Source organism: Pseudoalteromonas sp. R86517 (genome assembly GCF_042466295.1).
Lineage (GTDB): Bacteria > Pseudomonadota > Gammaproteobacteria > Enterobacterales > Alteromonadaceae > Pseudoalteromonas > Pseudoalteromonas atlantica.
Genome location: NZ_JAXHCB010000001.1, coordinates 557,355 through 570,599 on the forward strand (window position 1 = coordinate 557,355; position 13,245 = coordinate 570,599).

The 13,245-nt window shown below is 41.0% G+C and carries 12 protein-coding genes; 7 read left to right on the forward strand and 5 right to left on the reverse strand.

Annotated elements, in window-relative coordinates; translation table 11 throughout:
- Positions 1 to 310 precede the first annotated feature (310 nt).
- From radA to SJY38_RS02465, 3 genes are all read left to right on the forward strand, one after another.
- Positions 311 to 1,696 (forward strand): DNA repair protein RadA, encoded by a 1,386-nt coding sequence (gene radA / locus SJY38_RS02455; RefSeq protein ID WP_004586161.1) that lies wholly within the window; start codon positions 311 to 313, stop codon positions 1,694 to 1,696.
- A gap of 75 nt (positions 1,697 to 1,771) precedes the next feature.
- Positions 1,772 to 2,704 (forward strand): hypothetical protein, encoded by a 933-nt coding sequence (locus tag SJY38_RS02460; protein WP_286741796.1) that lies wholly within the window; start codon positions 1,772 to 1,774, stop codon positions 2,702 to 2,704.
- Positions 2,705 to 2,896: 192 nt separating this feature from the next.
- A complete protein-coding gene (locus tag SJY38_RS02465; RefSeq protein WP_121637871.1) occupies positions 2,897 to 3,748 on the forward strand; it encodes a tetratricopeptide repeat protein in 852 nt (283 codons plus the stop codon).
- 118 nt (positions 3,749 to 3,866) lie between these two features.
- Here SJY38_RS02465 and serA read toward each other — a convergent pair whose 3' ends face one another.
- From serA to metK, 5 genes are all read right to left on the reverse strand, one after another.
- Positions 3,867 to 5,096, reverse strand: coding sequence for a phosphoglycerate dehydrogenase (gene serA, locus SJY38_RS02470; RefSeq protein ID WP_004586164.1), 1,230 nt, complete (start codon positions 5,094 to 5,096; stop codon positions 3,867 to 3,869).
- Between the two features lie 9 nt (positions 5,097 to 5,105).
- Positions 5,106 to 5,759 (reverse strand): ribose-5-phosphate isomerase RpiA, encoded by a 654-nt coding sequence (rpiA, locus tag SJY38_RS02475; protein WP_286741797.1) that lies wholly within the window; start codon positions 5,757 to 5,759, stop codon positions 5,106 to 5,108.
- Between the two features lie 37 nt (positions 5,760 to 5,796).
- Positions 5,797 to 6,393, reverse strand: a complete 597-nt coding sequence (locus SJY38_RS02480; protein WP_286741798.1) for a 5-formyltetrahydrofolate cyclo-ligase — start codon at positions 6,391 to 6,393, stop codon at positions 5,797 to 5,799.
- A 19-nt stretch (positions 6,394 to 6,412) separates the two neighbouring features.
- A complete protein-coding gene (locus SJY38_RS02485) occupies positions 6,413 to 6,955 on the reverse strand; it encodes a hypothetical protein (protein WP_029774274.1) in 543 nt (180 codons plus the stop codon).
- 308 nt (positions 6,956 to 7,263) lie between these two features.
- Positions 7,264 to 8,415 (reverse strand): methionine adenosyltransferase, encoded by a 1,152-nt coding sequence (gene metK, locus SJY38_RS02490; RefSeq protein ID WP_004586168.1) that lies wholly within the window; start codon positions 8,413 to 8,415, stop codon positions 7,264 to 7,266.
- 304 nt (positions 8,416 to 8,719) lie between these two features.
- Between metK and tkt the strand changes: the two genes are divergently transcribed.
- The 4 genes from tkt (at position 8,720) to SJY38_RS02510 (ending at position 13,196) form a co-directional block, all read left to right on the forward strand.
- Complete coding sequence (gene tkt / locus SJY38_RS02495) at positions 8,720 to 10,711, forward strand: transketolase (RefSeq protein WP_029774273.1); 1,992 nt, start codon at positions 8,720 to 8,722, stop codon at positions 10,709 to 10,711.
- Positions 10,712 to 10,968: 257 nt separating this feature from the next.
- The gene (locus SJY38_RS02500; protein WP_024033130.1) at positions 10,969 to 11,283 is read left to right on the forward strand and encodes a pyrimidine/purine nucleoside phosphorylase; all 315 of its coding nucleotides are present in this window, start codon (positions 10,969 to 10,971) and stop codon (positions 11,281 to 11,283) included.
- Positions 11,284 to 11,461: 178 nt separating this feature from the next.
- The gene (gene hpf, locus SJY38_RS02505) at positions 11,462 to 11,818 is read left to right on the forward strand and encodes a ribosome hibernation-promoting factor, HPF/YfiA family (RefSeq protein ID WP_024033129.1); all 357 of its coding nucleotides are present in this window, start codon (positions 11,462 to 11,464) and stop codon (positions 11,816 to 11,818) included.
- Between the two features lie 142 nt (positions 11,819 to 11,960).
- Positions 11,961 to 13,196 (forward strand): NRAMP family divalent metal transporter, encoded by a 1,236-nt coding sequence (locus tag SJY38_RS02510; RefSeq protein WP_064385273.1) that lies wholly within the window; start codon positions 11,961 to 11,963, stop codon positions 13,194 to 13,196.
- The last annotated feature ends 49 nt before the right edge of the window (positions 13,197 to 13,245 follow it).

Below are 13,245 nucleotides of genomic sequence, written 5' to 3' on the forward strand. Positions count from 1 at the left end.
TTTATTTGAAAAATTCAATAAACGTAACATCGTGCTATGTTATTAATATAGGTACGATTTTTCGTGTAAGTACAGTTTAACTCTTGTTATTATGTGTTAAATGCCAATTTGTTGGCAAGTTACTTTAAAGTATTTAAAAGCAATAAGTATGCCCTAACTTAAAGTAAAAGAGAAAATTACATGTGTTTGTTTCTAATATAGATCCTAGAGTGGCTTTAGCAATGTAGCGCTGCTATGTCGTTCTCCCCATGATAAAATAAACAACTAAATGTATGCATTTTAAATTAAAGAATAGTAGGTAAGGTTATAAATGGCTAAGGCGGCAAAAGTAGAATTTGTTTGTACAGAGTGTGGTATGAACTACCAACGTTGGCAAGGTCAGTGTCGCTGTGGTGCGTGGAACACGTTGGCAGAATTTAAACCCTCTGCAGGGCAAAGTAAAAAAGCCGCTGCGCGAGCAACGGTTGGTGGTTATGCAGGTGGTATTGGTGGTGGCTCTAAAAAAATTGATGATGTAGCCACCACCGAGGCCGAAAAGCAGCTAACAGAAATAGGCGAGCTTGACCGTGTACTAAGCGGCGGCGTAACCACGGGCTCGGTTAATATTATATCGGGCGACCCAGGGGCAGGTAAAACAACGCTGTTATCTGATTTAGTAGCCAGAATGTCGCAGCGTATGCCATCACTTTATTGTACTGCTGAGGAGTCGTTGTCGCAGTTTAAAAACCGTGTAAACCGCTTAAAGCTTAACTATAACGCCGATGAGCTTTATTTACTTTCTGAAACTAGCGTAGAAACCATTATTGAAGAACTTGATAAAAATAAAATTAAGTTTGCTGTTATCGACTCTATTCAGGCGGTTGTAACCGATACTGCAAATGGCAGCCCTGGTTCGCCTTCGCAAGTAAAAAGTGCCGCGCAAGCGCTTACTCAGTATTGTAAGCAAAACGATGTCACTATGTTTATTATTGCCCATGTAAATAAAAACAACGAAATTGCAGGACCGCAAACATTAGTGCATATAGTGGATGCCTTATTGCATATTGACACGAATGATGGACAGGTACGTACGCTTAGAGCTAACAAAAACCGTTTTGGTGATATTGATACCGTAGGCATTTTTAAAATGTGCGAACGCGGCATGCTAAGTGTTGATAACCCCAGCGAGATTTTTTTATCGGGATCAAGTACTGAATCACCAGGCTCTACTATTACGTGTATCCGAAAAGGTAACCGTAACTTATTGCTCGAAATTCAATGTTTAACCACCGAAACCGAAGCCGAATTTCCGCAGCGTGTGTGCGTGGGTTTAAACATGAACCGAATAAAAATGCTCACTGGTATTTTACGCAAACACACCAAAACTAAAATATTTCACGATACGTTTTTTAATATTGTGGGCGGCTTACGAATCGATGAAACCGAAACCTGTATTGATTTAGCGTTAGTAACCGCGCTTTTAAGCAGCTTAAACGAGTTTGTTGTACCGCGTACAACCTGCATTATGGGAGAGCTTAGTTTAAACGGCGATGTGCGCCCAATCGACAGCGGTGTACCACGGGTTAAAGAAGCGGCACAGCATGGGTTTACTGAAATATTTATCCCGTTTCGTAATTACCATAAATCGATGGAAGGATTAGGGGCTAAAATTACGCCAGTAAAAACCGTGCACGAGTTACTGAGTTTAATTAATTAACGCTTACAGCGGCTGCTGTGCAATGTTACTCTTGAGCAAACACAATTTATATACAGATCAGAATAAGGAAATAGCATGAAAAAACTCGTAATAGCCATAGCCATTGTTGCAGCTGGCGTAGGCGGTGTTAGCTACGCAAACTATGTAGCAACTCAAGAAGTACGTACCGAAGTAGACAAGCAGCTTGCTTTAGTGAGCGATCAAACCGGTGCAACATTTAAATACGCGGGTTTATCGGCAAGTGTTATTTCTAAAAGTGTTGAAATTACTAACATGGAAGTAATTAGCCCTGAAGGTGATAACGTAGCGCATATTCAAAGTATTGAAGTAACCGGTTACAAAACCGATAAAATATCGCCACATACATCGTTTATAGTAAAAAGCTTTCAGTTCGATAAAGACTTTGTAGCAAAACTACCTGCAGATACAAACGAAATGCTTGCCTCTGCAAGTTACGACTTAAGCTCATCGCTCGATTACGATGAACAATCTGGCGACAGCGACGTAGTTTTAAAGCTTGATGCAAAAGATATTGCTAGTTTTAATATGGATGTAGGACTTGCTAACTCTAAAGCATTAATGGACGCATCCCTTGCTATAAGCAAAGCGCAGCAAGAAGCAGGTGACACGCCGCTTACTTACGAGCAAGAGTTACAACAGCAAACCTTAGTTATGCAAGCTATGAGTAAGCTTGAGCCACGAAATATTAATTTAGTACTTAATAACCAAGGCAAATTAAAAGAGCTATTTGTGAGCGAGCTTGAAAAACAAGGTATGACGCTTGAGCAAATGCAAATGACGCTACAGCAACAGTTACAGCAAGCTCCCGTAACTGAAGAAATTGCACAGGCGCTGACTGATTTTGCCAAAGGCTTAAACTCATTAAGCATATCGGCAAAATTGCCTGAAGGTAAAACTATGATGGAAGTAAACCAGCAAATAATGATGTTAGCTGGCCAGCCAGAAGAGCTAGTTAAATTCGTTAACTTAGAAGTTAAAGGCGAGTAAAGTCGTTTTAGCTTTGTAGTTGCCTATATGGTTGGCTGCAAACAATAAAGTTGTTAGAGCGTGGGTATACCTCACGCTTTTTTATGCAATATAATAATCTGTTTTTAAATGCTTTTTCATTGGTTGAACTGCTTGTTTTTTAGTCTCTGTTTGGCTAGTGTATTAGTTATACATACGGAAATGGACCTAATTATGCGCTTATTTTTAATTCTTACCCAAGTAATAATCTTATCGCTTTCGCCTGCCTTATCAGCAAAAACTAATTTTGAGCACAATATCAAGGTGGAGTCATGCTCTTCAGAAAAATGTAAGGAAGAGTTTAAGAAACTAAAGCGATACTCACGTCAACAGATCCCACTTGCTCAAGAGATGTTGGGCACTTTTTATTATAATGGTTATGGTGTAGAGCAAGATTTAAAAAAAGCAAGAAGGTACTTTTATGAAGCCGCTCGTTGGGGGCTGCCTAATAGCCAGTTTAAACTTGGCATAATGATGATTGAAGGCCAAGGTGGTGAAGTTAATAAAAGCCTTGGCTTTACAAACTTACGACACGCCGCTAAAAAGTTACCAAAAGCAAATTATTATATTGCAGCATATATGCTAACTAATAACCCGACAAAAGATGATGCTTTAGAAGCAAAAGAAAAGCTAGAACTGGCAGCAAATAAGGGCTATGTGAGGGCAAATTTTTTACTAGCTAAAGTGTATGAATCAGCAATTTTAGGTCAATCCAATAAAGAAAAAGCAATTAAGCATTATAAAAAGGCGGCTATAAAAGACCCAAGGGCAAAACTAAAGCTTGCCGCTTTAGGCATTGATTTACCAAGAGAGCCTGAAAATAAAGATATTGAGCGTATAACCGTTGTTAGAGAAAAGCAAACAATGGGTAATTTTATCACTAATATAAAAAATATGCCTAGTATGCGAACCGCCGTATCGAGTCGTATTAAAGGAGGTAAATGCGAGGATAGCATCAGCTGTGAAAGTATAAGTGGTTATGAAAACTTGAAACTGTTTAAGCAAGGCGCTACTCAAGGTTTATAATGGGCACCTAGGTAAATGCGTTGAAATGAGAGCCTAAAGTTAAGTTAGCTTTAAAATAAAAAACACCGTATTTATTTTAAACACGGTGTTTATTTAATTATTTTTTACACTTCATCTTTTAGTGAAGAATACGCGCTCTAATTGTACCTTCTACTGCACTTAGTTCTTTAAGTGCAACTTCTGACTGATCGGTATCTACGTCAATAACTACATAACCAATTGATTCATCAGTTTGTAAGTATTGAGCGGCAATGTTAATACCGTGCTGGGCAAACGCTTGGTTAATCTGCGTAAGTACGCCAGGGCGGTTGTGGTGTACGTGCAATAAGCGGCTACGGTTAGCAAGCTCTGGAAGCGAAACCTCAGGGAAGTTAACCGCTGTAATAGTTGAGCCATTATCTGAGTATTTAGCTAATTTACCGGCTACTTCAATACCAATGTTTTCTTGCGCTTCTTGGGTAGAGCCACCAATGTGCGGCGTTAAAATAACGTTGTCGAATTCACGCAGTGGCGATACAAATTCTTCTTCGTTAGATTTTGGCTCAACGGGGAATACATCAATAGCTGCGCCGCTTAGCTTTTTCTCGCTAAGTGCTTCGGCAAGTGCATCAATATCCACTACAGTACCGCGTGAAGCGTTAATTAGTATTGACCCTTGCTTCATTACGGCAAGTTCTGCTGTGCCAATTAGGTTTTTAGTTTGCGGTGTTTCTGGTACGTGTAAACTAATAATATCAGCGCGCTGTAAAAGCTGTGTTAGGTTATGAATTTGTGTTGCATTACCTAAAGAGAGCTTATCTTCAATGTCGTAATACTCTACGTTCATACCTATGTTTTCAGCCATAATACCAAGCTGTGTACCTATGTGGCCGTAACCAATAATCCCGAGCGTTTTACCGCGCGCTTCAAACGAGCCGGTTGCTGTTTTTAACCAGCCGCCACGGTGCGCTGCTGCATTACGCTCTGGAATACCACGTAATAGTAATAGTATTTCGCCAAGTACAAGCTCAGCTACTGAACGAGTGTTTGAAAACGGTGCATTAAATACCGCAATACCGCGCTCGCGAGCTGAGTTTAAGTCAACTTGGTTAGTACCAATACAAAAACAACCAATGGCTACTAGCTTTTCAGCTGAGTCTAAAACTGCTTGGTTAATATGAGTACGAGAACGAAGCCCTACAAAGTGCACATCTTTAATACGCTCTTTAAGTTCGTCCTCAGGTAGCGATGTTTTTACGTAGTCGATGTTGCTGTAACCATTACGTTTAAGCGTTTCTACTGCGCTTTGGTGAACACCTTCAAGCAAGAGAATTTTAATTTTGTCTTTTGCTAACGATACCTTACTCATAACCTCATCCTATTTAATTTGTGGCCCATTTTTAGTGCCGATAATCACTTTATCAGCGCCGCGCATCGCAAATAGGCCGTTGGTAACTACGCCAACAATTGAATTAATTTGTGTTTCAAGTTGTTTGGCATTACTAATACTTAAATTGTGTACATCTAAAATAACGTTACCGTTATCGGTTACTACGCCTTGGCGGTACACAGGGTCGCCACCAAGTTTTAATAATTCACGCGCTACGTAGCTGCGTGCCATGGGTATAACTTCTACCGGAAGCGGAAAATCGCCCAATGTATCTACTAATTTTGTGTCATCAACAATACAAACAAATTGTTTTGCAACGGCTGCGACTATTTTTTCGCGGGTAAGTGCTGCGCCGCCGCCTTTGATCATTTCGTTTTGGGCATTAATTTCATCTGCGCCGTCTACGTATACATCAAGAGCATCTAAATCGTTTAGCTCAAACACTTCAATACCTAACGCGTGTAAACGCGCTGTTGAAGCCTCAGAGCTAGATACCGCACCCGTTATGGTGTCTTTTACTGTGCCTAGGGCATCAATAAAATGATTTACGGTAGAGCCTGTCCCCACACCAACAATGGTGTTTTCTTTTACAAACTCGAGTGCAGCCCACGCAGCTGCTTTTTTTAATTCGTCTTGCGTCATTGTTATGCTCATATTTCAAATGTGTAGTGGGTGTTTATTACCAGTGATAAATTTTATCGGGAGTAATAATGGTTTTAAGTGGAACATCCCACGATTCAATTGGCAGTGCATCTACTTTTTGGCAGCTATGTGCTAAGCCTATAAGTTGCGGTTTTTGCCAATTGTAAGCGTGTAATTGCGCCAGTGTTTTATCGTAAAATCCACCCCCCATTCCTAATCGATTACCTTGATTATCAAATGCTACAAGTGGCATCAGTAAGTAATCTAAATCAGTTAATGGGCATATTTGAGAGCAGTTCAGCTTAGGCTCCAAGATACCATAGCGATTTGCCCTCATGGGTGAGTTTTTTTCATAGCGTTGAAACAGCAAAGTAGCCCCATTAAATGGGTGTATAACGGGTAAGTAAAGGGTGTGGCCTTTTTCCCATAACTCATTAATTAACAATGAGGTATCTAATTCTCCATCGTTACTAAAGTAAATGGCTATATGTTTTTTTGAGGCTGTTTTATCGCTATTTAGCTGTTGAGTAAAATTCAACTTTAACTGTGCCGCGGCTTTTTCTTGCTGTTTTTTTGATAGATTATTGCGTAATTGGCGAATAGATTGGCGTATGTGTGTACGTTTATTGCTCATTGTAATTACGCACCTTTGATTAAATAGACACTAAATCAGGAAAAGCTAAGTAAACAGCAAGCACAATAAGTAGTAAAACGGCAGTGGCAATCAGTGAATATAACAAAGTATTGCTACGCGTTTTAACGGGTTCATCGAGCTGCTCGTCAAGCATAAGATCATCTTCTTGCCACTCATCACTTTCGTCTGTAGGGCTTTTTAGCTCATTGGTTGGAAGCCTTTGTTCTAGCTCTTCTAGTTTTTCTTCTAGGCGGATCAAGCTGCTCGTTATGTAATCAAGGGCATCAAAAATCCGTTCATCACGCTGACTAGCTGCGCTAGGGCTTTGAGTGGGCAGCTCACCTGTGGCTTGTAACTTGCTTTTAATGCCTAGGCTTGCCAGTAATTTGGCCTGCTTTAAGGCTTTGTCTTTATTGCTAGGTGCAAAGAGTGCTTTGCCATTAAAAAACTGAGTTACTTTATCTTCAGACGTTTTTAGCTTACTTGCTAAATTTACGCAGGCCGTTTTAGCCTCAGTGCCCTCGGCGAGCCCTACAAACATAACGCGAAAATTATTGGCCATTTACTTATCCCTTAAGCTTTTATTATGCAAAGAGTATATACCTAAAACCGTACGAAATTCGAGGGCTAGTTAATACCAATTTAATTCAAAACACGATTAGTTTAGCGTATTAAATAGCGCACTGACTGCGTTAAAATTATTTATATAAAATAACTGTACGCCGTAAATTCCTTTGTTATTGCACTATTTACTGGGTGCTATGATAAACAACTAAATTAATGCAATTGATATAAAGCGCATAATTAGCCTTTGCTTTAGATATAAAAACGGCCCTTAAAAGGGCCGTTTATTATTTAATGCATTTTGGCTTATAGGCCAGCAGCTGCGCGAAGTGCGTCTGCTTTATCTGTACGTTCCCATGGGAATTCGTCACGACCAAAGTGACCGTATGCCGCTGTTGGTTGGTAAATTGGGCGCTCTAAATCAAGCATTTGAATTAAGCCGTAAGGGCGTAGGTCAAAGTGCTCACGAATAAGCTCAATTAAACGACCTTCTTCAAGCTTGCTTGTACCAAAGGTTTCAACGCTGATAGAGGTAGGCTCGGCTACACCAATTGCGTAAGATACTTGTAATTCACATTTATCAGCAAGGCCAGCCGCAACTACGTTTTTAGCAACGTAACGTGCAGCGTATGCAGCTGAGCGGTCAACTTTTGATGGATCTTTACCTGAGAAAGCACCACCACCGTGACGTGCCATACCACCGTATGTATCTACGATGATTTTACGACCCGTTAAACCACAGTCGCCCATAGGTCCGCCAATTACAAAACGACCCGTTGGGTTAATGAAAAATTTAGTCGCGCTTGTAATAAGCTCTGCAGGAAGTACCGGCTTTATGATGGTTTCCATCACGGCTTCTACTAAGTCATTTTGCGAAATTTCTTCAGCGTGCTGAGTAGAAAGTACAACTGCATCAATACCTACAGGCTTGCCGTTTTCGTATGCAAAAGTTACTTGAGATTTTGCATCTGGGCGTAACCAGTTAAGCTCGCCGCTTTTACGTACTTGCGCTTGGCGCTGTACTAAACGGTGTGAGTAAGTAATTGGCGCAGGCATTAGTACTTCTGTTTCGTTACATGCATAACCAAACATTAAGCCTTGGTCGCCAGCACCTTGTTCTTCTGGGCTAGTACGGTCAACACCTTGGTTAATATCAGGAGACTGCTTACCAATAGTGTTTAAAATTGCACACGAGTCTGCATCGAAACCCATGTCTGAATGCGTGTAGCCAATTTCACGTACTGTTTTACGTGTAATTTCTTCAATATCAACCCATGCGCTAGTGGTAATTTCACCACCAACCATAACCATACCGGTTTTTACGTAAGTTTCGCACGCAACACGGGCATGAGAGTCTTGCTCTAGGATAGCATCAAGTACCGCATCAGAGATTTGATCGGCGATTTTATCCGGATGACCTTCAGAAACAGATTCAGAAGTAAATAAATGTTTTGCCATTGTATTTCTGCTCACAAATATTGCGCTTCACAAACGTCGGTATTAGCGCTAAAAAATTAAGGGGCGTATTTTATCTAAAACAAAACACCTTGCATAGTGTTTTTACGCCTAGACGTCTAAATAAAATGAGTAATAACTTTTTGGTCTTAAAAAATATTCATAATAGCCCATTTTTATGGGGTTTTTAATTGCACACTGCACCCACATTAAGTAAGAATGGTTGCTATAACAGCTCTTAAGTTACTTAAGGGTATTAACGAACACATAAGTACCCGCGCAAATACACATAAAGGTAGGAGAATTCATGCCATCTCGCAAAGAACTTGCAAATGCTATTCGCGTCTTGTCAATGGACGCAGTACAAAAGGCCAAATCTGGCCACCCTGGAGCCCCAATGGGCATGGCCGATATCGCAGAAGTATTATGGCGCGATTATCTAAAGCATAATCCAACTAATCCAGAGTGGGCTGACCGTGACAGATTTATTCTTTCAAACGGCCACGGTTCAATGCTTATCTATTCTCTATTGCACCTAACTGGTTACGACTTACCACTTGATGAAATTAAAAACTTCCGTCAAATGCATTCTAAAACGCCAGGCCACCCTGAGTACGGTTATGCACCAGGAATTGAAACTACTACGGGCCCACTAGGTCAGGGGATCACAAATGCGGTAGGTATGGCGATTGCTGAAAAAGCGCTTGCTGCACAATTTAACCGTGAAGGCCACGACATTGTTGATCACTACACATATGCATTTATGGGTGACGGTTGTTTAATGGAAGGTATTTCTCATGAAGCATGTTCACTTGCTGGCACATTAGGCCTTGGCAAGTTAGTGGCTTTTTGGGATGACAACGGTATTTCAATCGATGGTGAAGTTGAAGGTTGGTTTAGCGACGATACACCAGCACGATTTAAAGCGTACGGCTGGCATGTAATAAGTGACGTTGATGGCCACGACAGCGATGCTGTTAGTGCTGCAATAGCAGAGGCTCAAAGTGTTACCGACAAACCATCACTAATTTGTTGTAAAACAGTGATTGGTTACGGTTCACCTAATAAATCTGGTAGCCACGATTGTCACGGCGCGCCATTAGGTGATGACGAAATTACAGCGTCTCGCGAATTTTTAGGCTGGTCTGGCGGTGCATTTGAAATCCCTGATGATATTTACGCACAGTGGGATAGCAAAGAAAAAGGTCAACAGCTTGAATCTAGCTGGGACGAAAAATTTGCAGCATACGCAAAAGCATACCCAGAGCTTGCAGCTGAATATAAGCGCCGTATTAACAACGAACTTCCAGGCGATTGGGCTGAAAAATCTCAAGCATACATAGAGCAACTACAAGCAAACCCTGCAAATCCTGCATCTCGTAAAGCGTCGCAAAATGCATTAAATGCATTTGGCCCGTTATTACCAGAATTCATGGGTGGCTCAGCCGATTTAGCTGGCTCAAACTTAACAATTTGGGATGGCTCTAAAGGGCTAACTGCAGACGATGCAAGCGGTAACTACGTTTACTACGGTGTACGTGAGTTTGGTATGTCGGCAATTATGAATGGTATTGCCCTTCATAAAGGCTTTATTCCTTACGGTGCAACGTTCTTAATGTTTGTTGAATACGCAAAAAATGCGGTACGTATGGCTGCACTAATGAAGCAACCAAGCATTTTTGTTTACACGCACGATTCAATCGGCCTAGGTGAAGACGGTCCAACTCACCAACCAGTAGAGCAAATTGCTAGCATGCGTTTAACGCCAAACTTATACAACTGGCGCCCGTGTGACCAAGTTGAGTCGGCAATTGCATGGCAACAAGCTATTGAGCGTAAAGATGGTCCTACATCACTTATCTTTACTCGCCAAGGCCTTGAGCAACAAGCGCGTGACGCTCAGCAATTAGCAGATGTTAAAAAGGGTGGTTACATCCTTAGCTGTGACGGCGAGCCAGAGCTAATTATTATTGCAACAGGTTCTGAGGTGCAACTAGCACAAGACTCTGCAACAGAGCTACGCAGCCAAGGTAAAAAGGTACGTGTTGTATCTATGCCATGTACTGATGTATTTGAAGAGCAAAGCGCACAGTACAAAGAAAGCGTACTACCGGCAGCCGTTACACGCCGCGTAGCAGTAGAAGCAGGTATTGCTGATTACTGGTACAAGTACGTAGGCCTAAATGGTGCAGTAGTAGGTATGACTACCTTTGGTGAGTCGGCACCTGCTGGTGAGCTGTTTGAGTACTTTGGCTTTACAGTAGAGAACATTGTAAATAAAGCAAACGCGTTGTTTTAACCGTTAGCTTTAATATTTAAAAGCCCGCCCTGTGTAAAACAGGGCGGGCTTTTTTGTTTGCTGACTGAGTTATAAAGTGGCGTAGTAGCCTTAAGATACTTCAATCACACTGCTTGTAATACGTAGTACTTTTTTGGCTTAAAGCCTTTTGAGCTTGAATTTCAGATGAGTAATTTTCACAGCGCTTTTCTTGCAAGGCTATGACCTATCAGGCAAGGTGGTGGCCGATTAAATAAAATAATACAACAGGAGTGAGGATGTCTCAGTTTGAAAATGTAAGCGTAATTAAAAAAGCGAACGTGTATTTTGACGGTAAAGTATCAAGCCGTACCGTGGTATTTAACGATGGCACAACCAAAACGCTAGGCTTTATGCAACCAGGCGAATTTGTATTTGATACAAGCAAAAAAGAACTCATGGAGCTGTTAGGCGGCCAATGGGATATTTTATTACCTGGCGAAACGCAGTGGAAAACATTTATCGCGGGCGAATCATTTAACGTTGATGCCAATGTTAGCTTTAAAGTAAAAGTGAGTGATTTTGCTGACTATTGTTGTTCGTACACAGACTAAACGCTAAAGGCTAGACGTCTGAAAGCCCATACCCTATGGGCTTTGCATAAACTTTGCACAACTTATAATTTAAATCAGTTTAAGTAACAAATTAATTTCAAAAATCAGTGCTTTTTCCTTGTGTTAATCTAAATAGCCCCCAATACTATTTATGAGGTAACAAATAAAAGGATACCCTATGAAAATTAATCTTTCTGGTCACCATGTAGACGTTACTAACTCTATTAGAGAGCATATCAACGAAAAGTTTTCAAAAATCGAGAGCCACTTTCCATCACTTATCGCACTCGACATTATATTGTCTAAAGAGCATCACAAAATCCAAGCAGAAATTAGCACAAATTACGAAGGTGCGCGTATATCGGTAAAAGGGGAAAACGAAGTTATGTACCCGGCGATTGCAAGCGCAGCTAAAAAACTCGATGCAGCACTAAAACATCGAAAAGGGCAAATAAAAGCAAATTTACACGAAAAGCCTGTAAGCACAACGCCAGAAATAGCGCACGAAATCATCCAAGAGATGGAACTAAAATAAGATTTAGTCCCAAAGTACTATAAAAAAGAGCCTTACGGCTCTTTTTTATTGCCTTTAATTTAGGTAAGTTATGCAGCCTTCGGTGTTATTAATTATTAAAATTAATAACCAGAGCGAATAACACACATAATTTGAGAAATTAATGCAGCAAACACACACCTCTTGGAAATCTCGATTGGGCGCACTAGGCCCTGGTATCTTAATGGCAACCGCAGCAATTGGCGGCTCTCACTTAGTTGCATCTACTCAAGCTGGCGCGCTATTTGGATGGCAACTGTTTTGGCTAATTCTCGTTGTTAACGTATTAAAGTACCCGTTTTTTCGCTTTGGTATGGAATACACCCTAGCAACCAAAAACAGTTTAGTAGAAGGCTATAAAAATAAAGGCCCTGTCTATTTTTATAGCTTTATTGGCTTAAATATATTGGCCGCCATAGTTAATACCGCAGGGGTGTTATTACTGACTGCAAGCTTGCTGCATTATGCACTGCCAATAGTGATAGAAGTCACGCTACTGTGTTGGATATTATTGGCCGTGTGTTTAGCTATTTTATTACTTGGGCACTTTAAAGCGCTCGACAGCGTTGCTAAAGGCATTATGGGGCTATTAACGTTAGCTACTGTTATTGCACTGGTTATCGCGTTTAGTAACGGCCCAATGGCTCCTGCTGACTATATTGGCCCATCACCTTACGAGTTGGCTATGCTGAGCTTTATGGTCGCGTTAATGGGCTGGATGCCAGCACCCATAGAAATATCAGCGCTTAGTTCGCTTTGGCTCAAAGAAAAACAAACTCAGCAAACGGTTACTAAAAGCCAAGGCTTATTCGATTTTAACGTAGGCTATTGGCTAACAGCCTGTTTAGCATTGGTATTTTTTAGCTTAGGTGTGCTGGTGCAATATGGGCAAAGCAGCAGTATTGAGCTTGGCGGTGTTGCCTTTGCTAAACAGCTTATTGATATGTACGCACTGACTATTGGCGAGTGGGCAAGGCCACTTGTATCAGCCATTGCTTTTTTATGTATGTTTGGCACTACACTCACCGTGCTTGATGGCTACGCCCGTACACTTAACGAGTCACATAAATTACTTGGTTTTAAGCAATCTAAACACAGTTTAAATATTTGGTTAGTACTGCAGGCCTTTGCCGGTATGGCCGTTATTTTATTTTTTAAATCGGCCCTGGGGCCAATGCTTACCTTTGCCATGACACTTGCTTTTGTCACTACCCCCGTTTTTGCATGGCTTAACTTTAGCCTAGTGCGCTCAGAGCCCGCCATTAAACACAGCGTACTATTGCGCAGCTTAACCTGGTTAGGCTTAGTGTACTTGGTTGGTTTTGCTGTTGCGTTTGTGGTGTGGAAGCTAGCAGCTTAAAAATAGCTATTTACTTTAGGGTTTTAATTAAAGCCCTAAAGCATTAAAT